Here is a 25,302-nt window from a genome sequence, read left to right as displayed (position 1 = left end):
GTTATGCTCCCTTCACGGCGGTGCGTACGAGGACGACCTGACCGCGGGCGCCGGGAACGGCACCCTTGATGAGCAGCAGCGACTTCTCGGCGTCAACGCCGTGAACCGTGAGGTTCAGCGTGGTGTGACGGACGGCGCCCATGCGACCGGCCATGCGCACGCCCTTGAAAACGCGGCTGGGGGTGGACGCGCCACCGATGGAGCCGGGCTTACGGTGGTTCTTGTGGGCACCGTGGGAGGCACCGACACCGTGGAAGCCGTGGCGCTTCATAACGCCGGCAAAGCCCTTACCCTTGGAAGTGCCGACAACGTCGACCTTCTGTCCGGCTTCGAAGATCTCCACGGAGAGCTCCTGGCCGAGGGAATAGTCTGCGGCGTCTGCGGTGCGCAGCTCGACGACATGGCGGCGGGGTGTAACGCCGGCCTTGTCAAAGTGACCTGCCAGCGGCTTGGTCACCTTGCGCGGGTCGATCTGGCCGTAGCCGATCTGGACGGCGGTGTAGCCATCAACTTCTGCATTGCGCAGCTGGGTGATGACGTTTGAGTCGGCCTGGACGACGGTAACCGGCACGAGGCGGTTGTCAGCGTCCCAAACCTGGGTCATGCCGAGCTTCGTGCCCAGGATGCCCTTAACGTTGCGGGTAGCGGTCATAGTTTCTCAGCCCCTCCCTACAGCTTGATTTCGATGTTCACGTCGGCCGGCAGGTCAAGACGCATAAGCGAGTCAACAGCCTTCGGCGTGGGGTCGATGATGTCGATCAGACGCTTGTGCGTGCGCATTTCAAAGTGCTCGCGGCTGTCCTTGTACTTGTGAGGCGAACGGATAACGCAGTACACGTTCTTCTCCGTCGGCAGCGGCACCGGGCCGACTACCGTTGCGCCTGCGCGCGTGACCGTCTCAACGATCTTCCGTGCTGATACGTCTATGACCTCATGGTCATATGACTTCAGCCGGATGCGGATTTTTTGTCCCGCCATGGCGTCGTGACTCTCTTTCTGCGACATAGTGCCCTGCATTAGCAGCACTGTTGACTAAACGCTGTTTACTTACTCGTTCTGCCGCAGATCCCGGGCAACCGGGGTTACTGCGGTGCGGTGCGTGACCGCGATGCTTCCAACGGACTGAATCCGGACATGTCCGGGTTCCTCAATCGGCCGAAGCTCCGACCCCCGCGCTCGGGCGTGTCGCAGATCTGACGCGAACACACCATAGAACTTATGGAGGTGGGTTATGTTTGGTCTTCAGCTTGGACCCTGACACCGAGCATTATCTCGATCGGGACACGAAGAAGCGCTTGAACAACTTATCCAGTATGCCGGATTCATCGCCGAAATGCGAATCCCGCCCGTCGGGGCCAGCGGTCGGACCGGGGTATGGCCGGGCTTGCCACCGGTTCCTGCACCGGTTCTTGTCCGCCGGCTAGTGCGGGATTATTGCAGGAAACGCCAAAGGCGCCCCGCCACCGAAGTGGAGAGGCGCCCTGGCACAGATCAGTCAGGCGGTCAAAAACTACTTGATGATCTTGGTGACGCGGCCTGAGCCAACGGTGCGGCCACCCTCGCGGATGGCAAAGCCGAGTCCTTCTTCCATGGCGATCGGCTGGATCAGCGCGACAGTCATTTCGGTGTTGTCGCCGGGCATAACCATTTCCGTGCCCTCGGGCAGGGTGATGACGCCGGTAACATCCGTGGTGCGGAAGTAGAACTGCGGGCGGTAGTTGGAGTAGAACGGGTTGTGACGCCCGCCTTCGTCCTTCGCCAGGATGTAGACGTTAGCCTCGAAATCGGTGTGCGGGGTAATGGAACCCGGCTTCACGATAACCTGGCCACGCTCTACATCTTCGCGCTTGATGCCGCGAAGCAGCAGACCACAGTTCTCGCCGGCCCATGCCTCGTCGAGCTGCTTGTGGAACATCTCGATACCGGTAACCGTGGTCTTCTGAACCGGGCGGATACCGACAATTTCAACCTCAGAGTTGATCTTGAGGGTACCGCGCTCGGCGCGACCCGTTACAACGGTTCCACGGCCGGTGATGGTGAAGACATCTTCAACCGGCATCAGGAACGGCTTGTCCTTGTCGCGGATCGGATCCGGGACGTTATTGTCGACGGCATCCATCAGGTCCTCAACGGACTTGACCCATACTGGATCGCCTTCGAGAGCCTTCAGGCCCGAAACACGGACCACAGGGACGTTGTCGCCATCGAAGTTCTGAGCGGTGAGCAGCTCACGGACTTCCATTTCAACGAGGTCCAACAGCTCTTCGTCGTCGACCATGTCCGACTTGTTCAGCGCAACCAGCAGGTAGGGAACACCGACCTGGCGGGCGAGCAGAACGTGCTCGCGGGTCTGGGCCATCGGGCCATCGGTGGCAGCAACCACGAGGATCGCGCCGTCCATCTGAGCTGCACCAGTGATCATGTTTTTGATGTAGTCAGCGTGGCCGGGAGCGTCAACGTGTGCATAGTGACGCTTCTCGGTCTGGTACTCAACATGGGAAATGTTGATGGTAATGCCGCGTTGCTTCTCCTCAGGAGCAGAGTCAATCGACGCGAAGTCGCGCTGCTCGTTGATCGACGGGTACTTGTCGTACAGTACCTTGGAGATGGCAGCCGTCAGCGTCGTCTTTCCATGGTCAACGTGACCGATGGTGCCGATGTTAACGTGCGGCTTAGTCCGCTCGAACTTTGCCTTTGCCACAGGTTCCTCCTAGAACGTTTTGAGAAGACTTACTCGTCAGCGGCGCTTTTCGCTACTGAAACTTCAGCAAGTCTACTTGGGGGCTTTGGTTTTGGTGAAATTGCAGGTATCTTCGGGCATCCACTGCAATGCCCTCGGCTTTATTGCTGCCTGCTTGTTGCTAACTGCTTGTTGTTGACTGCTTGCTGCTACTCGCCGCGGTTCTTCTGAATGATCTCGTCGGCTACTGCCTTCGGGACCTCGGAGTAGCTATCGAACTTCATCGAGTACACTGCACGGCCCTGGGTCTTGGACCGAAGGTCACCGATGTAACCGAACATTCCGGACAGCGGCACATGGGCGACAATAACCTTCACGCCGCTTGCATCCTCCATCGACTGCATCTGGCCACGACGGGAGTTGAGGTCACCGATTACTTCACCCATGTATTCCTCAGGGGTGCGGACTTCAACTTCCATCAGCGGTTCGAGCAGAACCGGGTTCGCCATCCGGGCGGCTTCCTTGAAAGCCATCCGGCCGGCGATCTTGAACGCCATTTCGGAGGAGTCAACATCGTGGTAGGCGCCGTCAAGCAGCTTTGCCCTGATGCCGACGACCGGGTAACCGGCCAGCACGCCATCGTTGAGCGCGTCCTGGATTCCGGCATCCACGCTGGGGATGTATTCCCGCGGGATACGGCCACCGCTGACCTTGTTTTCGAACGCGTACAGGACGCCCTCGACAACCTCCATCGGCTCAATCGCGATCTGCACCTTGGCAAACTGACCGGATCCACCGGTCTGCTTCTTGTGGGTGTAGTCGTGCTTGACGACGGCGCGCTTGATGGTTTCGCGGTAGGCCACCTGCGGCTTGCCCACGTTAGCTTCAACGTGGAATTCGCGGCGCATCCGATCGACCAGGATGTCCAGGTGAAGCTCACCCATACCGGCGATGATCGTCTGGCCGGTGTCCTCATTGAGGGAGACCTGGAAGGTCGGGTCCTCTTCAGAGAGCTTCTGGATGGCGGTGGAAAGCTTCTCCTGGTCGCCCTTGGTCTTCGGCTCGATGGCTACCGAAATCACGGGCTCCGGGAAGCTCATGGACTCCAGCACAATCGGGTTGGCCAGATCGCACAGGGTGTCACCGGTGGTGGTGTCCTTGAGGCCAATGGCCGCGTAGATGTGCCCCGTGGTTACCCCGTCAACCGGGTTTTCCTTATTGGCGTGCATCTGGAACAGCTTGCCGATGCGCTCCTTCTTGTTCTTCGTGGAGTTCAGCACCTGCGTTCCCGATGAAGCATGCCCGGAATACACCCGGATGTAGGTCAGACGCCCGAAGAACGGGTGCGTCACCACCTTGAACGCCAGCGCCGAGAAAGGCGCCTGTGAATTGGCTTCACGGGTAACGATCTTCTCTTCATCCCGGACGTCATGGCCCTGGATATCGGGAACATCCAACGGCGAAGGGAGGTAGGAAACAACAGCGTCCAGCATCGGCTGCACACCCTTGTTCTTGAACGCCGAACCACACAGCACCGGGTAAACCTGGCTGCTGACGGTCAGCGTACGGATGCCGGCCTTGATTTCGGCGACGGTGAGTTCTTCACCGCTGAGGTATTTCTCCATCAGCTCGTCGTCGGACTCGGCAACGGTCTCCAGCATGGCCGCGCGGTACTCTTCGGCCTTGGCCTGAAGATCCGCCGGAATGGGCTCGATCTCGTACTTCGCGCCCATCTCGGTCTCGCCGCGCCATGTCAGCGCACGCATCTCGATCAGGTCAACGACGCCCTCAAAGTCACTCTCGGCACCGATCGGCAGCTGGAGAACCAGCGGCTTGGCACCCAGGCGCTTGATAATGGTGTCCACCGTGAAGTAGAAGTCCGCGCCGAGCTTGTCCATCTTGTTGACGAAACAAATCCGCGGAACGTCGTACTTGTCGGCTTGGCGCCACACAGTCTCGGACTGCGGCTCCACGCCTTCCTTGCCGTCGAACACTGCGACGGCGCCGTCGAGGACGCGCAGGGAGCGCTCAACCTCTACGGTGAAGTCAACGTGGCCGGGGGTGTCGATGATATTGATCTGGTTGTTGTCCCAGAAGCAGGTGGTAGCGGCGGAAGTGATCGTAATGCCACGTTCCTGCTCCTGTGCCATCCAGTCCATGGTCGAGGCACCGTCGTGCGTTTCGCCAATTTTGTGGTTCACACCCGTGTAGAACAGGATGCGCTCGGTAGTGGTGGTCTTGCCGGCATCAATGTGAGCCATAATGCCGATATTGCGGACCTTACTAAGGTCTGTAAGCACGTCCAGTGCCACGGTGTCTCCCTTTGTCAAAATGCCTTTTTCCGGCCGACGGCGTCAGTCAAGTGCCGCCGTCGTCGACCGGAAGGTTCTACCAGCGGTAGTGGGCGAAGGCCTTGTTGGACTCGGCCATCTTATGCGTGTCTTCGCGACGCTTCACGGCGGCACCAAGACCGTTGGAGGCATCCAGAATTTCGTTGCGCAGGCGCTCGGTCATGGTCTTTTCGCGTCGGCCCTTGGAGTAGCCAACCAGCCAACGCAGCGCCAGCGCGGTGGCACGGCCCGGCTTGACTTCAACGGGAACCTGGTAGGTGGCTCCACCAACACGACGGGACTTGACCTCAAGGCTGGGCTTGATGTTTTCCATGGCCTTCTTCAGAGCGGCCACGGGGTCTCCCCCGGACTTCTCCTGCGCACCGGCAAGTGCACCGTAAACGATGCGCTCCGCGGTGGATTTCTTGCCGTCCACGAGGACCTTGTTGATCAGCTGCGTGACCAACGGGGAACCGTAAACGGGATCAATGACTAGCGGCCGCTTAGGGGCCGGACCCTTGCGAGGCATATTACTTCTTCTCCATCTTCGCACCGTAGCGGCTGCGGGCCTGCTTGCGGTTCTTTACGCCCTGGGTATCAAGTGCACCGCGGACAATCTTGTAACGAACACCGGGAAGGTCTTTAACGCGACCACCGCGGACGAGCACAATGGAGTGCTCCTGAAGGTTGTGACCAACACCGGGGATGTACGCGGTAACTTCGACGCCACCGTTGAGCCGCACACGGGCGACCTTCCGCAGAGCCGAGTTCGGCTTCTTCGGGGTAGTGGTGTAGACGCGGGTGCATACGCCACGGCGCATTGGGCTTCCCTTAAGGGCGGGAGCCTTGGTCTTTGAGATTTTAGGGGAGCGGCCCTTGCGGACCAACTGCTGAATCGTAGGCACTTATCAGTTCTCCGTTTTTTCCTCGAGATGGTTCTCGTGTTGCTGTCAATTTGTTCTCGCATCCTGCGCCGCTTGACCGCGCCTAGGCATGCAAAAATGTGGCATTCGTTGCACAAGAACCCTGCAACCCGGAACTGCATCCCGAGGCGACCGCCCTGGAACACACTCATCCACTGCCACACTAACAATTGTTAACCAGTCTAACACGCCGTCGTTCAGGATGCCGACGGCGACGGGATCGGCTGCGACGGGGTATGGCCCCACACCATTGGTGCAGGGCCATACCCCGTTCGCTGCCTTAGTACCTTAGCGTTGCGCTAGTTGCTGAAGCCGGTACCCAGATCGTAGTCATCCAACGGGATGGAGTGGAACTCTGGAGAAATATCCGAGCCAACCCCGGTGTAGTCGAAGTCGCTGAAGGCACTCGGGCCGGTGAACAGATTGGCCTTTGCTTCCTCGGTCGGCTCCACCTTGACGTTGGTGTAGCGCGGCAGACCGGTCCCGGCAGGGATCAGCTTACCGATGATCACGTTCTCCTTCAGACCCAACAGCGGATCGCTCTTGCCTTCCATGGCGGCCTGTGTCAGGACGCGGGTGGTTTCCTGGAAGGAAGCTGCCGAAAGCCAGGACTCGGTGGCCAATGAAGCCTTGGTGATCCCCATCAGCTCATTACGGCCCGACGCCGGCTGCTTGCCTTCGGAGACCACACGACGGTTCTCGGATTCGAACCGTCCGCGCTCTGCCAGTTCACCGGGCAGCAGGTTGGATTCGCCGGACTCGATGACCGTGACGCGCCGCAGCATCTGCCGGACAATAACTTCGACGTGCTTGTCGTGGATACCCACGCCCTGGCTGCGGTAGACGCGCTGGACTTCCTCCACCAGGTGCTTCTGAGCCGCACGCGGCCCAAGAATACGCAGCACCTGCTTCGGGTCAACCGCACCCACTACCAGCTTCTCGCCAACCTCTACGTGGTCGCCGTCGGCAACCTGAAGACGCGCCCGACGCAGCACCGGGTAGGCAATCTCCTCGGTGCCGTCGTCCGGAGTCAGTACCAGACGCATCTGGCGCTCGGTCTCCTCGATGGTGATGCGTCCGGCCGCCTCGGCGATCGGGGCAACACCCTTCGGAGTCCGTGCCTCGAAGAGCTCCTGAATACGCGGCAGACCCTGCGTGATGTCCTCACCGCGGTTTGCGGATACGGCACCACCGGTGTGGAACGTACGCATGGTCAGCTGCGTGCCGGGCTCACCAATGGACTGTGCGGCAATAATGCCGACGGCCTCACCAATGTCCACCGTCTTACCGGTCGCCAGCGAGCGTCCGTAGCACAGTGCACAGGTACCAACGCTGGACTCGCAGGTCAGCACGGAGCGGACCTTGACGTCGGTAATGCCGGCAGCAAACAGTTCGCCGATCAGCACATCGCCGACGTCGGCGCCGGCTTCAGCCAGCACCTTGCCGTTGGAATCGACGACCTCGGTGGCCAGAGTACGGGCGTAAACGCTGTTCTCGACCTCCTCATGCAACGTCAATTCACCGTTCGCATCCGCTACGGCGATCGGCAGGGTCAGGCCCCGTTCGGTACCGCAGTCGTCTTCGCGGACTATGACATCCTGCGAAACATCCACCAGTCGACGGGTCAGGTAACCCGAGTTGGCGGTACGCAGAGCAGTATCGGCAAGTCCCTTACGGGCACCGTGCGTGGCAATGAAGTATTCCAGCACCGACAGGCCCTCACGGTAGGAGGACTTGATCGGGCGCGGAATAATTTCACCCTTGGGGTTGGCCACCAGGCCACGAATACCGGCAATCTGACGGACCTGCATCCAGTTACCACGGGCACCAGAGGAAACCATCCGGTTGATCGTGTTGGATGCGGACAGGTTCTTCCGCATCACATCGGCAATCTCGTTCGTGGCCTGGTTCCAGATGTCAATCAGTTCCTGGCGACGCTCGTCATCGGCGATCAGGCCCTTCTCGAACTGGGACTGGACCTTGGCTGCCTTGGCTTCATAGCCCTCCAGAATGGCGGGCTTTTCCTTCGGCACCTCAATGTCGGAGATGGCCACTGTCACACCGGAGCGGGTGGCCCAGTAGAAACCGGCATCCTTGAGGTTATCCAGCGTTGCCGCAACAACAACCTTCGGGTACCGCTCGGCGAGGTCATTGACGATCGTGGACAATTCGCCCTTGTCCGCAACGTTCTCCACCCAGGGGTAGTCCTCGGGCAGGGTCTCATTGAAGATGACCTGTCCCAGCGATGTTGTGACGATGGCCGGCTGACCGGCCTCCCAGCCCTCCGGAGCTTCCCAGCCCGCGTACGGAACAAAGTCGTCCAACCGGATCTTGACCTGGGAGTTCAGGTGCAGCACGCCCGCATCGTGGGCCATGATGGCCTCCGCTGCAGTGGTGAAGGACCTGCCTTCCCCGGCCGAGCCGGAGCGCTTGGTGGTCAGGTGGTACAGACCGATGATCATATCCTGTGACGGAAGGGTCACCGGACGGCCGTCCGAGGGCTTGAGGATGTTGTTCGAGGACAGCATCAGAATGCGTGCCTCGGCCTGGGCCTCTGGGCTCAACGGCAGGTGCACAGCCATCTGGTCGCCGTCGAAGTCGGCGTTGAACGCGCCGCAGACCAGGGGGTGCAGCTGAATGGCCTTACCTTCCACCAGCTGAGGCTCGAACGCCTGGATACCCAAGCGGTGCAGGGTAGGTGCACGGTTCAGCAGTACCGGGTGCTCGGTGATGATCTCTTCGAGCACATCCCAAACCTGCGGGCGGAAACGCTCCACCATCCGCTTGGCGCTCTTGATGTTCTGCGCATGGTTCAGATCCACCAGGCGCTTCATCACGAACGGCTTGAACAGTTCCAGAGCCATCTGCTTCGGCAGACCACACTGGTGCAGTTTCAGCTGCGGCCCAACAACAATCACGGAACGGCCGGAGTAATCCACGCGCTTACCCAGAAGGTTCTGGCGGAATCGTCCCTGCTTACCCTTGAGCATATCGGAGAGCGACTTCAGCGGACGGTTACCCGGTCCGGTGACCGGACGGCCACGGCGGCCGTTGTCGAAGAGGCTGTCAACGGCTTCCTGAAGCATCCGCTTCTCGTTATTGACGATGATCTCCGGTGCGCCCAGATCAAGCAGGCGCTTGAGGCGGTTGTTGCGGTTGATCACGCGACGGTACAGGTCGTTCAGGTCCGAGGTGGCGAAACGGCCGCCGTCGAGCTGGACCATCGGGCGCAGTTCCGGCGGGATCACCGGAACAGCATCCAGCACCATACCGAGCGGCGAGTTGTTGGTGGTCAGGAAAGCATTGACCACCTTCAGCCGCTTCAGGGCACGGGTCTTACGCTGGCCCTTGCCATTGGCAATGATGTCGCGCAGCAGCTCGCCTTCGGCATTCATGTCGAAGTTTTCCAGGCGCTTCTTGATTGCCTCGGCGCCCATGGAGCCTTCGAAGAACATGCCGTAACGGTCCCGCAGTTCGCGGTACAGGCCCTCGTCGCCTTCGAGATCGGCAACCTTGAGTCCCTTGAAGCGGTCCCATACCTGCGTGAGCCGTTCGATCTCCGCGTCCGCACGCTTGCGGATGTTGGCCATCTGGCGGTCCGCGGAGTCGCGGGCCTTCTTCTTCTCGGCAGCCTTGGCTCCCTCGCCCTCCAGACGGGAAAGTTCGTTCTCCAGGTCCCGGGCCACCGTGGCGATATCCGAGTCGCGGGTATCCACGAGCTGCTTGGTCTCCAGGTCATGCTCAACCTGCAGGTTCGGCAACTCGGCGTGACGGGCTTCCTCGTCAACGCTGGTGATCATGTAGGCGGCGAAGTAGATGACCTTTTCGAGGTCCTTCGGTGCCAGGTCGAGGAGGTAGCCCAGACGGGACGGGACACCCTTGAAGTACCAGATGTGCGTAACCGGTGCGGCGAGCTCAATGTGGCCCATCCGCTCGCGGCGGACTTTGGCCCGGGTTACCTCGACGCCGCAGCGCTCACAGATGATGCCCTTGAAACGGACGCGCTTGTACTTGCCGCAGTAGCACTCCCAGTCCCGTGACGGGCCGAAGATCTTCTCGCAGAAGAGGCCGTCTTTCTCGGGCTTGAGCGTGCGGTAGTTGATGGTTTCCGGCTTCTTGACTTCGCCGTGCGACCAGTCGCGGATGTCATCCGCAGTGGCCAGGCCGATCTGCATGAGGCCGAAGGAGGATTCGCTGGACATATGGTCCCTGTTCTCTCTTGTTCTCTAATTCTGAATGTCTATGCGGGTGCGGAGGGAAGTTCGACGGAGGGAAGTTCGACGGCGGCGTACCCGGTTTTCGCCGGTTGACCGCCCGGAACGGCGGGCCCTACAGCCCGCGCGCCCCTGGTTGGCTTGAATCTTGGAGGAAGGCGGACGCCAAGCGCCCAAGGCCGCCCGTGGCCGAAGGAGCCTTCGGTCCGCCGTTCCAAGGTTCAGGTCAACCGCGACTAAACTTCTTCGACGGAATTCGGCTCGGCCCGTGAGAGGTCGATGCCCAGTTCCTCCGCTGCCCGGAAGACTTCTTCATCCGAGTCACGCATCTCAATCGTGGTGCCGTCAGTGGAAAGCACTTCCACGTTCAGGCACAGCGACTGCATTTCCTTGATCAGAACCTTGAAGGATTCGGGGATGCCCGGCTCCGGAATGTTCTCACCCTTCACGATCGCCTCATAGACCTTCACGCGACCGTGAATGTCATCAGACTTGATCGTCAGCAGTTCCTGCAGCGTGTACGCCGCACCGTAGGCCTCCAGGGCCCACACTTCCATCTCACCAAAGCGCTGTCCGCCGAACTGCGCCTTACCGCCCAGGGGCTGCTGGGTGATCATGGAGTACGGACCGGTGGAGCGGGCGTGGATCTTGTCGTCCACCAGGTGGTGGAGCTTCAGGATGTACATGTAACCCACGGAAATAGGATCCGGGAACTGCTCACCGGAGCGGCCGTCGAAGAGCACGGTCTTACCGGAGGAATCGATCAGCCGCACACCATCGCGGGTGAGCGTGGTCGAATCGAGCAGACCGGTGATTTCTTCCTCACGGGCGCCGTCGAACACCGGGGTGGCAACGGTCGTCTGGCCGGAGACCCGGGGCAGATTCGGCAGGTTCTTAACCCATTCCGGATCTCCCTCGATGTTCCACCCGGTCTTCGCGACCCAGCCGAGGTGTGTTTCCAGCACCTGGCCGACGTTCATCCGGCCCGGAACACCGAGCGGGTTCAGTACGATGTCAACCGGCGTGCCATCGGCCAAGAACGGCATGTCCTCGATCGGCAGGATCTTGGAAATGACGCCCTTGTTACCGTGGCGGCCGGCCAGCTTGTCGCCATCGGTGATCTTGCGCTTGTTGGCCACGTAGATACGCACCAGCTGATTCACGCCCGGGGGAAGCTCGTCGTCGGAATCACGATCGAAGATGCGGACACCGATGACCGTGCCGGACTCACCGTGCGGAACCTTCAACGAGGTGTCCCGGACTTCCCGGCTCTTCTCGCCGAAGATGGCACGCAACAGGCGTTCTTCCGGGGTCAGCTCGGTCTCGCCCTTGGGTGTGACCTTTCCGACCAGGATGTCGCCCGCTTCAACCTCGGCACCGATGTGAATGATGCCCCGCTCGTCCAGTCCGGCGAGGATTTCCTCGGAGACGTTCGGGATGTCACGGGTGATTTCCTCGGCACCAAGCTTGGTGTCGCGGGCATCGATCTCATGCTCTTCGATGTGAATGGAGGAGAGAACGTCCTCGGCAACGATGCGCTGGCTGAGAATGATCGCGTCCTCGTAGTTATGTCCTTCCCAGGACATAAAGGCGACGAGCAGGTTCTTACCCAGAGCCAGCTCACCCTGATCCGTGGCGGGACCGTCGGCGATGATGCCGCCGACTTCCAGCCGCAGACCCTCCGAGACCAGGACGCGCTGGTTGTACGCGGTGCCCTGGTTGGAGCGGTTGTACTTTGCGATCGGGTAGTTCGTCTCGGTGCCGTCGTCGTTAAGCATGACGACGAGATCGGCCGAGACCTCGGAGATCACACCGGCCTTCTTGGCGATGACGACGTCGCCGGCATCGACCGCGGTCGCACGCTCCATGCCGGTGCCCACGAACGGAGCCTCGGAACGGACCAGCGGCACGGCCTGACGCTGCATGTTCGCGCCCATCAGGGCGCGGTTGGCGTCGTCGTGCTCCAGGAACGGGATCAGCGCGGTAGCCACCGACACCATCTGACGCGGGGAGACGTCCATGTATTCAACCTCAGCGGCCGGAATCAGCACCGGCTCGCCGCCACCGCCGCGCTGGCGGACCAGGACGGTTTCCTCGGCGAAGTCGCTGCTTGCCGTCAACGGCGCGTTGGCCTGGGCAATAACGACCTCAACTTCGTCATCGGCGGTGAGGTAATCAACATCGTCGCTCACGTGACCGTTGAAGACCTTGCGGTACGGCGTCTCAATGAAGCCGAACGGGTTGATCCGGCCGTAGGAGGCCAACGAACCAATCAGACCAATGTTCGGGCCTTCAGGGGTCTCAATCGGGCACATGCGTCCGTAGTGCGACGGGTGAACGTCGCGGACTTCCATGCCAGCACGGTCACGGGACAGACCACCCGGGCCCAGCGCGGAAAGACGGCGTTTGTGCGTCAGACCGGCCAGCGGGTTGTTCTGGTCCATGAACTGCGAGAGCTGGGAGGTTCCGAAGAACTCCTTGATAGCTGCAACGACGGGACGGATGTTAATCAGGGTCTGTGGCGTAATCGCCTCGACGTCCTGGGTCGTCATCCGCTCGCGGACCACACGCTCCATCCGGGAAAGACCCGTACGGACCTGATTTTCGATCAGTTCGCCAACAGCGCGGATGCGGCGGTTACCGAAGTGGTCGATGTCGTCCGTCTCAACACGGAGCTCGTGCTCCTTGCCGTCGCGCTTGCCGGCCAGCGTCTTGTCACCATTGTGCAGAGCCACCAGGAACTTGATCATGGCAACAATGTCATCAATGTCCAGGACAGATGCATCGTCGGAGTTCAGCGGCTTATCAATGCCCAGCTTGCGGTTGATCTTGTAACGGCCAACCTTGGCCAGATCGTAGCGCTTGGGATTGAAGTACAGATTGTGCAGCAGTGCGTCTGCGGCCTCGACTGTGGGCGGCTCGCCCGGGCGAAGCTTCCGGTAGATGTCCAGCAACGCATCTTCACGGGTCACTGTGGTGTCTTTTTCCATCGTGGCGCGAATGGAGTCGTACTGACCGAATTCCTCCAGGATCTGACCTTCGCTCCAGCCCAGTGCCTTCAACAGGACGGTGACCGACTGCTTGCGCTTACGGTCAAGGCGGACGCCGACCTGGTCGCGCTTGTCGATCTCGAGTTCAAACCAGGCACCGCGGGACGGAATGATCTTGGCGGTAAAGATGTCCTTGTCGCTGGTCTTGTCCGCGGTGCGCTCAAAGTAGGCACCCGGGGAACGGACCAGCTGGGAGACGACGACGCGCTCGGTACCGTTGATGACGAAAGTACCCTTCTCCGTCATCAGCGGGAAGTCCCCCATGAACACCGTCTGCTGCTTGATCTCGCCGGTGTTATTGTTCATGAACTCGGCCTTGACATACAGCGGAGCCGCAAACGTTGCGTCGCGGTCCTTGCATTCGGCCATAGTGTACTTGGGGTCGGAGAACTCCGGTTCCGAGAACGACAGGGACATCGTGCCCTGGAAGTCCTCGATCGGGGAAATCTCTTCGAAGATATCCGCCAAACCCGAGGTGGTGGCGACGCTCTGGTCCCCGGACTTCACGGCTGTGTCCATCCGCGACTGCCAGCGCTCATTGCCGACGAGCCAGTCAAAGCTCTCGGTCTGCAGGGCAAGCAGATTCGGGACGTCCAACGGCTCGTGAATCTTTGCGAATGAGATACGACGCGTGGCACCATCGGTGCTGTTGGTATCAATAGCGGTTGTAGCACTGTTTGCATTAGTGCTGTTTACATTAGAGGTGCTCGAGGCGACCAAGAGGGATCCTTCCACAGACCTTCAGGCGTGTTCTGCGAAACCCTTACCGTTCTTCGAACTGATTCGACGCCAAACTGACCCGCTGCATTCGGCGAATACAACTGATTTCATGGCAAAGCCCACCGCTATATGAAGGCTGAAGGTTAAGAGGGGAGACGCAAAGTTCCACGATACGGCAAAACGCCGCCCATGTCCAGTGGACCCTTCATCATACGCCCCCTCCCCCGCTTTGGACGCAGGCAAGGTGTCCAAATTGACGACGGCGTGGGATCCTGCGGAAATAGCCAGCCGCGGCAGACTGTTAGATTCTAGGTAAGCGGCACCTCAACGACGATGACGCTGCCGATCTTTGACGAGGAAAGTGAAGTGCCCTTCCATGACCGCAAATTCTTCTGATGCCAATGCTTCCGACATCGTTATCCTAGGTGGCGCCCGGACGCCGTTTGGCCGGCTGAACGGCCAGCTCGGCAGCTTCAGTTCAGTGGAGCTGGGGGCGAAGGCAATCACCGGTGCCCTGGAGCGCGCCGCAGTATCCGCCGACCAGGTGGACGCCGTCATCATGGGTCAGGTGATCCAGGCCGGGGCCGGCCAGAATCCGGCCCGACAAAGTGCCATTGCAGCCGGAATCGGCTGGAACGTCCCGACCGTCACCATCAATAAGGTATGCCTCTCCGGGTTGGCCGCCATTACGGATGCAGCACGCTTGATCCGCTCGGGTGAGGCAACGGTAGTGGTTGCCGGTGGCCAGGAATCCATGAGCAACGGCCCGCACCTGCTTCCCGGCTCCCGGCAGGGCTGGACGTACGGTGACATTACCGCCGTCGACTCGGTAGCCCACGACGGGCTGACGGACGCATTTGATCACGAGTCGATGGGCAGCTCCACCGAGCGGCACAATACCTCCCTCGGTATTGACCGCCTTGCCCAGGACGAGGTTGCCGCCGCCTCGCATCAGCGCGCCGCTGCCGCCACGGAATCGGGAATTTTCGACGACGAAATTGTCACTGTGGCGGTTCCGCAGCGCAAGGGCCCGGACCTGACCGTCGCCAAGGACGAAGGGCTACGGCCGCAGACAACCGTCCAGACTCTGGCCGGGCTCCGTCCGGCCTTTGCCAAAGACGGCACCATCACGGCTGGGAACTCCTCCCCGCTCTCCGACGGTGCTGCCGCCGTCGTGCTCAGTACCCGCGGCTATGCCGAGGACAACGGACTGTCCTGGCTCGCCGTCGTCGGCAAACCCGGTCAAGTGGCGGGCCCGGATACTTCGCTGCAGTCCCAACCGTCCAACGCGATAAACAAGGCCCTCAAGCTGGCCGGCTGGAGCGTGGCGGATTTGGATTTCATTGAAATCAATGAGGCGTTCGGCGCAGTGGCCGTGCAGTCCTTGAAGGATCTTGATTACCCGTTGGAGAAGTGCAATATCCACGGAGGAGCGATCTCCATGGGGCATCCGATCGGAGCGTCCGGTGCCCGGCTCGCCCTGCATGCTGCCCAGGAATTACGCCGGCGGGGTTCCGGTAAGGCCGCAGTCTCGCTCTGCGGCGGCGGCGGCCAAGGTGAGGCCCTGCTGCTGTACCGGGATTGAGCGGACAAGCCTGCGCAGCGCTGGGGTTCAGCCCTGCGCAGGTTTTACTCCTGCGCCGCGCCCGCCCCTAACGCTGCGCAGAATGGTCCACCCCGACGCAGATCCGATGCAAAGAAGCCCCGCACCAACCGGTGCGGGGCTTCTTTGCATCGGATCTGACTGTTACTTGAGGGTAACGGTTGCGCCGGCTGCTTCCAGGGATTCCTTTGCCTTCTCGGCAGCTTCCTTGGTCGCGCCTTCGAGAACGGCCTTCGGTGCGGAGTCGACGACGTCCTTGGCTTCCTTCAGCCCGAGGGAGGTCAGGGCGCGCACCTCCTTGATGACGGCAATCTTCTTGTCACCGGCAGCTTCGAGGATGACGTCGAAGGAATCCTTTTCGACCTCTTCTTCAGCGGCGCCACCTGCAGGGCCAGCAACGGCAACGGCCGCGGCGGTGACCTCGAAGGTCTCCTCGAAGACCTTGACGAACTCGGAGAGCTCGATGATGGTCAGTTCCTTGAAAGCTGCAATGAGCTCGTCGTTGGTGAGCTTAGCCATGAGTGGCGCTCCTTCTTGTTCTTGGCCTGGACGGCCGGAATCTATAACCCGAAGTCCTCGTGGAGTTCGGGATGGAACCGGGAGGGAATCCCGTGAGGACTAAGCCTCGGTGGTCTGCGCTTCTGCAGGTGCTTCAACAGCAGCATCCGCCTCAGCGGCAGGCGCTTCTGCGGGTGCTTCGTCAGCGGCCGGTGCTTCGTCAGCAGCGGGTGACTCGGTGCCTTCGTCAAGCTTGATGCGCAGGGCGTCAAGCGTGCGGGCGGCTGCAGCCATCGGGGCAAGCAGAACGGCAGCGACACGGGCCAACTGGACTTCGCGCGACTCCAGAGCAGCAAGGGCAGCTACTTCAGCAGCATCGAGCGCCCTGCCTTCGAAGTAACCGGTCTTGATGACCAGTGCTTTGTTGGCTTTTGCAAAATCCGTCAGGCTCTTTGCTGCCGCAACAGCGTCACCCTTGATGAACGCGATGGCGGTGGGGCCAGCCAGGTGGCCTTCAAAAGCGCCAACACCAGCTTCCTTTGCCGCAATGGCGGTCAGGGTGTTCTTGACGACCGAGAACTTGTTCTCGCGGCCGAGAGAAACACGCAGCTCCTTGAGCTGTGCAACGGTGAGCCCACGGTATTCGGTTAGGACTGCAGCGTTGGAGGCATTGAAATCGTTAGTGATTTCCTCCACGGCTGCCACCTTATTCGGCGTTGCCATAACCCTCCTTCCGGGAAATTAAAGCCGGTCAGTTCGGGTCCCGGTGCCGGATAACCGGCACAAACTAAAAACGCCCCGCGCAGATGCCCGGGGCTTTGCCTCAGCACCTCATCCGGAGCCCGGATGATTGCGGAGGCTCACTTCGTTCACCTGCGCCGGCCGCCCTCGGAAAGGGACTTTCGGATGGACCTTTACCCGGATTCCCGCGCACGCTGACAGAATGTCATTGTTAAAGGGGGGCAAATTTCCGTCGACCGACGGTCTTTGGTTTCTCCAGCGTACTGGATCGAACCCCGGCACACCAAATCTCCGGCACCCAGCTAAGGTCCTAGACGCCGCCGCCGATGTTCTTTTGCCACTGCCCGGTGACTCCAGCGGGTGTAAAGCCTAGTTTACGGTTAACCTCGATCATGTAGCTCCTTTCCGCCACATTCCAGGTGTAGACGGAGCGGGCCAAGGGGAAGCGCCCGGCCAACAGCTCCAAGTTCTTCAGCTTGATCAGCATGCCCAAATCCTTTCCCCGGTGTTCGGGCAGCACCACGGTTTCGTCCTGGAAAACAACGTCGTCCCGATGCCCAAGAACCGAGATGGAGCTAAAGCCGACCAGCTTCCCGCTAGCCTGTTCCTCCACCGCGGTAACCAGCGTGTGGCGGCCGCGCAGCTGTGCCAATGCTTCGGTTTCCCGCAGCCGCTCCACGGTCCACTGTTCCTCGTCAAGGTTGACGGCGGCTCCAGCGCCATGAGCAGTAGCGTCTGCCGCATCACCTGCCATGGCAGATTCCAGCACCACAATGCACTTCGCCCAGCGCTGCGGACATTGGTCCACCCACTGGTGCAGAGCATAGTCGCCGCCGTGTAGAGCGCTCACGCCGGCCTCGAGACCGGCAGCCAGCACCGGATCCAGCGGTACGCGGCAGGCACTGAACTGCTCCACCTGCTCCAGCACGTATCCCGCGTTTCGCGCGAACGAAACCTCGCGACTGCTCAACGGCAGATAACCCATGCCGTTGGCCGCCCCCAGGCTTTCGTCGCCGTTTCGGCCAAGCGTCGCAGCCGGATGGTTAGTCTCGATCATTACGTTGCGGCGGTTTTCACCCCGGACGAACTGCTCGGCAGCCGCCAGGAGCTCCCGTCCCACGCCGTTGTTCTGGGCAGAGGGCAGCACATCCAAGGTGATATGCGCCAACTCCGTGTTCTCTGTTAGCGGCAACGCGATCCCCGCACGCCCTACAATGACGTCGTCGACCCGGGCCAGCAGGATCACATACCACTCATACGGGTCCGACAATGTCTGCAGCATTTCTGCCGCCGTGTAGGCAAGGTCATCATTTCCCCAGGTATGGATCCGAACTTGCCGTGACACCTCCACCGAGGCCAGTAGGTCTGCTGCCTCGGGGCCGGTTAGGGATTCCGGAGGCCGCAGCTGCTCGATCCGGACCGTCGTCATGAGATCCGTTCCACACATGGAGGGCCGGGCAAACCCAGGACGACGCATGATGTGTCTGGGGTTTCGGCAGGGTTAGGGGACCAATGCGTCGCATCGGTGGTGCTGCTCAACGTCATTGTTAAGACACTTTCTCCATAGTTGATCACATCATAAGCCTGAAGCGCTGCCGTCCATCATGCAGCGGTACTCTCCAGCGCAGTGCCTTCCTCGGCGCTGCGCTCTCCCCCTGCGGAGTACGCAAAAGGGCTGGTGCAGCAATTGCTGCACCAGCCCTTTTCACAATGCTGTTCTTAAGCCTCGGTCAGAACCTTGGTGACGTTGGGATCCACGGCGATGCCGGGGCCGAACGTGGTGCTGACGGTTGCCTTCTGCAGGTAACGGCCCTTCGAAGCGGACGGCTTCAGGCGAAGTACCTCTTCCAGCGCTGCCGCATAATTCTGCGCCAGCGAGATGGCATCGAAAGAAACCTTGCCGACGATGAAGTGAAGGTTGGAGTGCTTGTCGACACGGAAGTCGATCTTTCCGCCCTTGATGTCCTGAACGGCCTTGGCAACATCGTTGGTGACGGTACCGGTCTTGGGGTTCGGCATCAGGTTACGCGGGCCCAGAATCTTGCCCAGGCGACCGACCTTACCCATCAGATCCGGGGTTGCCACGGCGGAATCGAAATCTGTCCAGCCACCCTGGATCTTTTCGATCAGGTCGTCGGAACCAACGAAATCGGCTCCAGCTGCGATGGCGGCCTCTGCACGGTCACCCGTCGCAAAAACCAGAACGCGGGCCGTCTTGCCTGTTCCGTGCGGCAAGATGACGGTGCCGCGCACCATCTGGTCCGCCTTACGAGGATCTACGCCCAACCGGAAGGCAACCTCCACGGTCGCATCGAACGTGGACGGGTTTGTGTCCTTGGCGAGGTTAAGGGCCTCAAGCGGCGCGTAAAGATTCTCCGCGTCGATCTTGGCGGCCGCTGCCTCATATGCTTTGCTGCGCTTTGCCATGCTGCTGTTTCTCCTTGTGCAGTTGTGGTCTGCGGACCGCGCTGGGCCCTGCCACCGGCGTCGGTTCGCACCTAGGTGCGCTATCCGCCGTCGTCTTCTGTTTTTGTCTTGGTATTCGGCAATCTCCCTGCAGGTGTGGAAGCCCTTGGTCGATCACCGGGACTGCGTGAGTGAGGACTACGCCTCAACGTTCATTCTCAGGCTTCGACGGTGATACCCATGGAACGGGCGGTGCCGGCGATGATCTTCATGGCGCCTTCGATGTCCGTCGCGTTCAGATCCACCATTTTCTGCGTCGCAATCTCGGTCACCTGAGCCTTGGTCAGGTTGGCAACCTTGACGGTATGCGGCGTTCCTGAACCCTTGGCAACACCGGCGGCCTTTTTGATCAGCTCTGCGGCCGGCGGCGTCTTGGTGATGAAGGTGAATGAACGGTCTTCGTAGACGGTGATTTCCACCGGGATAACGTTTCCGCGCTGGGATTCGGTGGCAGCGTTGTACGCCTTGCAGAACTCCATGATGTTGACACCATGCTGACCAAGGGCTGGTCCGATGGGAGGTGCCGGGTTAGCGGCGCCTGCCTGGATCTGCAGCTTGATGAGGCCGGTGACCTTTTTCTTGGGGGCCAATTTCGGGTCCTTCTTTCAATGACATTCCTGGGGAGACGGTGCGCGCCCCAGGTTCTTTGACCATCATGGCGTGATGGTCACCGCTCCGTTCCGGCTAAGCAGGCCGGTCCGGGGCGAAGACTAATTTCTTGTGCGGCTTCTACTGTGCCGCTGGCTACATCTTCGAAACCTGATTGAACGAAAGCGTCACCGGAGTTTCGCGTTCGAAAATGGAAACCAAAACAACCAAAGTCTGCGACTCCGGCTTGATTTCGGAAATCGTTGCCGGCAGGGTCTCGAACGGGCCGTCCTTGACGATAACGGACTCGCCGACCTCAAAGTCAACAATCGCATCAGCAGGATTATGCCTGACCGGCTGGCCGGCCTCCGCCTGCTCCTCCTCAAAGATCGGTGCCAGCATCGAGAATACCTCGTCGAGCCGCAGCGGAACCGGATTGTGCGCGTTCCCCACGAAGCCGGTGACTCCGGGAGTGTGCCGTACGGCGCCCCACGATGCATCGGTGAGCTCCATCCGGACCAGGACGTAACCGGGGATGCGGACGCGGTTCACAATCTTGCGCTGCGCGTTCTTGATCTCCACAACCTCTTCCATCGGCACCTGAATTTCGAAGATGTAATCTTCCATGTTCAGGGACGTGATGCGGGTTTCGAGGTTCGCCTTGACGCGGTTTTCGTAGCCGGCGTAGGAGTGGATGACAAACCAGTCGCCCTCCTGGCGGCGCAGTTTGGCCTTGAACTCGTCAGCCGGGTCAACTGCGGCCTCCGCAGCGGCCAACGCCAACGCATCTTCGCTGTCATCGGCACCGGCAGCGCTTTCCCCGTCAGTCACGTCGGCGTCGTCGTCAGTTTCGTCGGCGCTGACTGCGCTTTCGCCGTCAGTTACTGCGCTTTCGCCGTCAGTTACATCGCCGTCGTCGGCTGCGGCTTCGTCAAGCGTCTCGTCGTCTGTCCCGCCAGCCACCTGGGTGGAAGATTCATTTCCGGTTTCGGGTACAGCGGAATCCGAATTACCGTCTGCGGTATTCGCAGCCGCACCCTCGTCCAGCACACTCTGCGTTGCTTCGAGTTCCTGCTCAGACACGTATTTCCCGCTTTCCTTTTCCGAACTTAAGTGGCACAAAACGCCCCGTATTATGACCTGCACAAACCCAAAATGGGCCGCCGCAGGCCAGCATTCCTACTGCTCTACGGTTCCGCTTCCGCCGAAAATCCATAACACGGCCTTGCCGAAGGCAAGATCGAACCCCGTGACGATCGCCATCATGATGGCCACAAATACCAAAACAACCAGTGTATAGTTCACCAGTTCCTGCCGGGTAGGGGCCACCACCTTCCGCAGCTCTCCCACGACTTGGCGGAAAAAGAGCGCGATGCGGGCGAAGAAACCCGGCTTACCTGGCTTCGTCCCCTTCTTGGCGGGGCGGCCACGGGAGCTGCCGGCAGCTGTTTCGGTCACCAATGCCTCACTCGTCCTTGTCAGTCGGTTCCCCAGTTCACGCTGAACGGTTCTCTCTTGCTGATCCTTCAGTAATGCTGGTGCTTCAGTAATGCTGGTGCTTCAGTGTTAATTCACCGATGTGCAGGGCAGACAGGACTCGAACCTGCAACCTGCGGTTTTGGAGACCGCTGCGCTACCAATTGCGCCACTACCCTTTGAGGAAAACTTTGTGGAAGGCATCCGAATAAAATTCTCCGCTGTAACTACGTACCGTCAAACCTTCACAGGTTCCGTGGATCCATCGCTGCCTCGCGGCTTTCCGTTTGTACCCCCTTTGCAGGGATGCGGCCGGAAGGCACGGTTTAGCATGGCGATTTCAACACCGGGAAACTAGTCTACGCAATCAGCGGCGCCACGTCGAACCGGGTGATGCATCCTCTGTCCGCCGGCCGCCGGACCCCCTGACGGAAAGCCTGCCCGGCGGGGCCACCAACCTCAGCCCGGGCGCCTAAACTAGACTCGGGCCCTGCCCGCCATGATCGAACCTCACTAGAGAAAGAGTCCTCATGTCTGCCGCACCGAGCACTGTTCCTGCCGCCAGCTTCCCGCGGGTATCTGCGCGAATCGCTGCGATTGCCGAATCGGCGACGTTGGCGGTGGATGCCAAGGCAAAGGCGCTCAAGGCTGCGGGACGTCCGGTCATTGGCTTTGGCGCCGGTGAGCCGGATTTCGCCACTCCCGCCTACATCGTTGAGGCGGCCATTGACGCTGCCCGCCAACCGAAGAATCACCGGTACTCCCCCGCCGCCGGGCTGCCCGAGCTAAAATCGGCTATCGCTGCCAAAACACTGCGGGATTCGGGCTATGCGGTAGATCCTTCCCAGGTGGTGGTGACCAACGGCGGCAAGCAGGCCGTCTACGAAAGCTTTGCCACCTTGCTTGATCCAGGCGACGAAGTATTGCTGCCTGCGCCGTTCTGGACAACATACCCGGAAGCCATCAGGCTTGCCGGTGGTGTTCCCGTGGAGGTGTTCGCCGGGCCGGAGCAGGGCTACCTGGTCACGGTTGACCAGCTGGAGGCGGCACTGACACCGCGGACAAAGATACTGCTGTTCGTTTCCCCGTCGAACCCCACCGGCGCAGTGTATTCGCCGGAGCAGACACGGGAGATTGGCCAATGGGCTGCGGCGAAGGGCCTGTGGGTAGTCACCGACGAAATCTACGAGCACCTGACCTACGACGATGTCCCCTTCACTTCGATCGCCACTGCGGCGCCGGAGCTGGGCGATCGGGTGGTCATTGTCAACGGCGTCGCCAAGACGTACGCCATGACCGGCTGGCGGGTTGGTTGGCTGATCGGCCCCAAGGATGTCGTGCAGGGAGCCACGAATCTGCAGTCGCACGCGACCTCCAACGTCGCCAATATCACTCAGCTGGCAGCCCTGGCCGCCGTCTCGGGTCCGTTGACTGCGGTGGAGGAGATGAAGGTGGCCTTCGATCGCCGCCGCAAGGCCATCGTTGCTGGGCTGAACGCGATCGACGGCGTCGTTTGCCCCACGCCGCACGGCGCCTTCTACGTTTATGCGGACGTCCGCGGGTTGCTCGGCCGCAATCTGGGCGGCGTGCGGTGTGCCACCTCGGCGGAGCTGGCCGCTCTCATTCTGGACAAAGTGGAGGTGGCTGTTGTGCCCGGGGAGGCGTTCGGCCCCAGTGGTTTCCTCCGGTTCTCCTACGCGCTTGGCGACGATGATCTGGCCGAAGGCGTCCGCCGGCTGCAGGATTTCCTCGGCGCCGCATCTTAGCCCTTGGGCGGCAATTTACACTCGACGGCACCGGTTTTTGTCGGGAACACTGGATTCGAAGGGATCGACCTGGTTCGACGCCGTCGAACCTCTGGTTGTTTTCAGGCCCCCAGATGATGGACGACGGCGGCGCTGACGCAGCGTAGCGCCGCGAAGGCCTGACGGAAGAATCTCCTGGGCGTGCAAGTTGCCCGCGTCAGGGGACCGTCTAGACTCGTGGCAAGAGCTCAACGGAGTGCTCCGCACCCCGGACCACTCCTCCCAAAGGACTCCAGCCACACATGAAAATCGGAATTCTCACCAGCGGCGGCGACTGCCCCGGCCTGAACGCGGTCATCCGGGGGGCGGTGCTCAAGGGCATCAAGATCCATGGGCAGGAGTTCGTGGGATTCCGCGACGGCTGGCGAGGCGTCGTCGAGGGCGACATTATGGATCTGCCGCGGCAAAGCGTGCGTGGTATTTCCAAACAGGGCGGCACCATTCTGGGCACCTCGCGGACCAATCCATTCGAGGGCAACGGTGGCCCCGATGTCATCAAGGCACATTTGGAGAGGCTGGGCATCGACGCCATTATCGCGATCGGCGGCGAGGGCACGCTGGCCGCAGCCAAGCGGCTCACCGACGCCGGGCTAAAGATCGTCGGTGTACCCAAAACGGTTGACAATGACCTGGACGCCACGGACTACACCTTCGGTTTCGACACCGCTGTCCAAATCGCGACGGAGGCAATCGATAGGCTACGCACCACGGGAGAGTCCCATCATCGCTGCATGATTGCCGAGGTGATGGGCCGCCACGTGGGCTGGATTGCGCTGCACGCCGGCATGGCTTCCGGCGCCCACGCAATACTCATCCCGGAACAGCCCATCAGCATTGAACAGATCACCGACTGGGTCGGTGAAGCCCACGAACGCGGCAGGGCACCATTGGTTGTCGTGGCGGAAGGCTTCGTCACCGCGGACATGGAGGCACCACATTCGGAACGGGGCATGGATACCTTCGGCCGGCCCCGGCTGGGTGGAATCGCCGATCAACTGGTCCCCGCGATCGAGGAACGGACCGGAATTGAAACCAGGGCCACCATCCTCGGGCACATTCAACGCGGCGGGGTACCGTCGGCCTTTGACCGTGTCCTGGCCACCCGATTGGGCATGGCGGCGATTGATTCGGTGGTGGAAGGCATGTGGGGGACCATGGTGTCCCTCACCGGCACCGAAATTGACCACGTCCCGTTTGACAAGGCGCTGGGCAACTTGAAGACGGTTCCGCAGCATCGTTACGACGAAGCGGCAATCCTCTTCGGCTGATTCCGGCCGAGGTCAAACGGATGGCCGATGGCGGTAGCGTTGTGGACATGAGCTTTGACGAGGGCAGCATTCCCATTGTGCAGCTGGCGTGGGAACGCCGGCTTGGATTGGCCGACGGCGCCATTGGCCGTGCCGTTGAAACGGAACCAACTGCTGAGCCGGGCACCGGCACGGACAGGCTGGTCAAACGAGACGACGACGCCGTTACCCTAAGCTTTATCCGGCTCTGGGGCAGGTCCGTTCTCGTCGGCCCCGGCTGGGCCGTCGATGCTGCTACCGGTTGCACCGACATGGAACTCAGCGATCACGCGACCCTGCTCGGACTAACGCGCACGCACGGCGGACATGGCCTGGGGACGGCATCGTTGTATTTCGCCGACGACCTCCCCTTGCTCCAGCCAGCCTCCGAACTGACTGTCTCGGCGGGCACCCCGGAGGCCGTCCGCCTCGAATCACAGTGCCCTCCCGATGACGCGAATGAAGTAGGGCTAAGCACTCTGGAACATAAGTTCACTTTGATGCACGACGACGCTCCGGTCGCCTGCGCCGCCTACACCGAATGGCAAGGCCTGCTGGCCCGACTCGGAGTTCTGGTCGCTCCGGGCCAACGGCGCCAGGGCTGGGGTCTATTGGCCGCGTCGGTCGCCGCGCATGAGGCTCTGGCCTCTGGACTGATCCTGCAATGGCGAGCCGACGTGAGTAACTTCGCGTCCAATGCCCTGGCCCGCTCGCTGGGTCTGGACTGGGCTGGGACCCAGACATCCGTCCGGCTGAACTGACGAGCTCCTCGCGGGCTGGGCGCACCGCCAGTGGACTGACGAACCAGAGCGCATCTGCCCCTCATGCCGCATCGGATCACCCGGCCGCTCGGAGCGCTCGCCTGCAGCCGGACCGTCGGCGACGACACCATGACTTCGGTGTTGCTACCCTGGTCAATCGC

Annotated in this window: 19 protein-coding genes and 1 tRNA gene; 4 read left to right on the top strand and 16 right to left on the bottom strand. The window is 61.0% G+C overall.

The window, feature by feature from the left end:
- Nucleotide 1 precedes the first annotated feature (1 nt).
- The 8 genes from rplC to rpoB all read right to left on the bottom strand — a co-directional run bounded on the left by rplC (nt 2) and on the right by rpoB (nt 13,917).
- The gene (gene rplC / locus IV500_RS11435; RefSeq protein ID WP_196396942.1) at nt 2-652 is read right to left on the bottom strand and encodes a 50S ribosomal protein L3; all 651 of its coding nucleotides are present in this window, start codon (nt 650-652) and stop codon (nt 2-4) included.
- Between the two features lie 17 nt (nt 653-669).
- The gene (gene rpsJ, locus IV500_RS11430) at nt 670-978 is read right to left on the bottom strand and encodes a 30S ribosomal protein S10 (RefSeq protein ID WP_003803825.1); all 309 of its coding nucleotides are present in this window, start codon (nt 976-978) and stop codon (nt 670-672) included.
- Between the two features lie 532 nt (nt 979-1,510).
- Nucleotides 1,511-2,701 (bottom strand): elongation factor Tu, encoded by a 1,191-nt coding sequence (gene tuf, locus IV500_RS11425; protein ID WP_196396941.1) that lies wholly within the window; start codon nt 2,699-2,701, stop codon nt 1,511-1,513.
- Between the two features lie 188 nt (nt 2,702-2,889).
- A complete protein-coding gene (fusA, locus tag IV500_RS11420) occupies nt 2,890-4,992 on the bottom strand; it encodes an elongation factor G (RefSeq protein WP_196397006.1) in 2,103 nt (700 codons plus the stop codon).
- A gap of 76 nt (nt 4,993-5,068) precedes the next feature.
- On the bottom strand, nt 5,069-5,539 hold the full coding sequence (gene rpsG / locus IV500_RS11415; RefSeq protein ID WP_196396940.1) for a 30S ribosomal protein S7: 471 nt from the start codon (nt 5,537-5,539) through the stop codon (nt 5,069-5,071).
- A 1-nt stretch (nt 5,540) separates the two neighbouring features.
- The gene (gene rpsL, locus IV500_RS11410) at nt 5,541-5,915 is read right to left on the bottom strand and encodes a 30S ribosomal protein S12 (RefSeq protein ID WP_196396939.1); all 375 of its coding nucleotides are present in this window, start codon (nt 5,913-5,915) and stop codon (nt 5,541-5,543) included.
- A 317-nt stretch (nt 5,916-6,232) separates the two neighbouring features.
- The gene (locus tag IV500_RS11405; protein ID WP_196396938.1) at nt 6,233-10,135 is read right to left on the bottom strand and encodes a DNA-directed RNA polymerase subunit beta'; all 3,903 of its coding nucleotides are present in this window, start codon (nt 10,133-10,135) and stop codon (nt 6,233-6,235) included.
- A 248-nt stretch (nt 10,136-10,383) separates the two neighbouring features.
- A complete protein-coding gene (gene rpoB / locus IV500_RS11400) occupies nt 10,384-13,917 on the bottom strand; it encodes a DNA-directed RNA polymerase subunit beta (protein WP_196396937.1) in 3,534 nt (1,177 codons plus the stop codon).
- A gap of 376 nt (nt 13,918-14,293) precedes the next feature.
- On the opposite strand from rpoB, the gene IV500_RS11395 reads away from it, so the two are divergent.
- Complete coding sequence (locus tag IV500_RS11395; protein WP_196396936.1) at nt 14,294-15,502, top strand: acetyl-CoA C-acetyltransferase; 1,209 nt, start codon at nt 14,294-14,296, stop codon at nt 15,500-15,502.
- Nucleotides 15,503-15,664: 162 nt separating this feature from the next.
- Here IV500_RS11395 and rplL read toward each other — a convergent pair whose 3' ends face one another.
- From rplL to IV500_RS11355, 8 genes are all read right to left on the bottom strand, one after another.
- On the bottom strand, nt 15,665-16,039 hold the full coding sequence (gene rplL, locus IV500_RS11390) for a 50S ribosomal protein L7/L12 (protein WP_196396935.1): 375 nt from the start codon (nt 16,037-16,039) through the stop codon (nt 15,665-15,667).
- 99 nt (nt 16,040-16,138) lie between these two features.
- Entirely contained in the window at nt 16,139-16,741 is a 603-nt protein-coding gene (gene rplJ, locus IV500_RS11385; protein ID WP_196396934.1) for a 50S ribosomal protein L10, read from the bottom strand.
- A 328-nt stretch (nt 16,742-17,069) separates the two neighbouring features.
- Nucleotides 17,070-18,188, bottom strand: coding sequence for a GNAT family N-acetyltransferase (locus IV500_RS11380; RefSeq protein WP_230854842.1), 1,119 nt, complete (start codon nt 18,186-18,188; stop codon nt 17,070-17,072).
- Nucleotides 18,189-18,478: 290 nt separating this feature from the next.
- A complete protein-coding gene (gene rplA, locus IV500_RS11375; protein ID WP_196396933.1) occupies nt 18,479-19,186 on the bottom strand; it encodes a 50S ribosomal protein L1 in 708 nt (235 codons plus the stop codon).
- Nucleotides 19,187-19,383: 197 nt separating this feature from the next.
- Nucleotides 19,384-19,815 (bottom strand): 50S ribosomal protein L11, encoded by a 432-nt coding sequence (rplK, locus tag IV500_RS11370; protein WP_196396932.1) that lies wholly within the window; start codon nt 19,813-19,815, stop codon nt 19,384-19,386.
- 154 nt (nt 19,816-19,969) lie between these two features.
- Nucleotides 19,970-20,896, bottom strand: coding sequence for a transcription termination/antitermination protein NusG (gene nusG, locus IV500_RS11365; protein ID WP_196396931.1), 927 nt, complete (start codon nt 20,894-20,896; stop codon nt 19,970-19,972).
- A 96-nt stretch (nt 20,897-20,992) separates the two neighbouring features.
- Complete coding sequence (gene secE, locus IV500_RS11360; protein WP_196396930.1) at nt 20,993-21,271, bottom strand: preprotein translocase subunit SecE; 279 nt, start codon at nt 21,269-21,271, stop codon at nt 20,993-20,995.
- A gap of 124 nt (nt 21,272-21,395) precedes the next feature.
- Nucleotides 21,396-21,468 (bottom strand) — tRNA-Trp (locus tag IV500_RS11355).
- Nucleotides 21,469-21,819: 351 nt separating this feature from the next.
- Here IV500_RS11355 and IV500_RS11350 point away from each other — a divergent pair.
- The 3 genes from IV500_RS11350 (at nt 21,820) to IV500_RS11340 (ending at nt 25,141) form a co-directional block, all read left to right on the top strand.
- Nucleotides 21,820-23,055: a pyridoxal phosphate-dependent aminotransferase gene (locus IV500_RS11350; RefSeq protein ID WP_196396929.1), complete on the top strand. Its 1,236-nt coding sequence runs from the start codon at nt 21,820-21,822 to the stop codon at nt 23,053-23,055.
- 281 nt (nt 23,056-23,336) lie between these two features.
- On the top strand, nt 23,337-24,362 hold the full coding sequence (locus tag IV500_RS11345) for a 6-phosphofructokinase (RefSeq protein ID WP_196396928.1): 1,026 nt from the start codon (nt 23,337-23,339) through the stop codon (nt 24,360-24,362).
- Between the two features lie 47 nt (nt 24,363-24,409).
- Nucleotides 24,410-25,141: a GNAT family N-acetyltransferase gene (locus IV500_RS11340; RefSeq protein WP_196396927.1), complete on the top strand. Its 732-nt coding sequence runs from the start codon at nt 24,410-24,412 to the stop codon at nt 25,139-25,141.
- The last annotated feature ends 161 nt before the right edge of the window (nt 25,142-25,302 follow it).

The organism is Arthrobacter terrae (assembly GCF_015708085.1).
In the GTDB taxonomy this organism is placed as follows: domain Bacteria; phylum Actinomycetota; class Actinomycetes; order Actinomycetales; family Micrococcaceae; genus Arthrobacter_M; species Arthrobacter_M terrae.
Note: the sequence above shows the minus strand (reverse complement) of the source record. Positions and strands in the feature narration are given on the sequence as shown.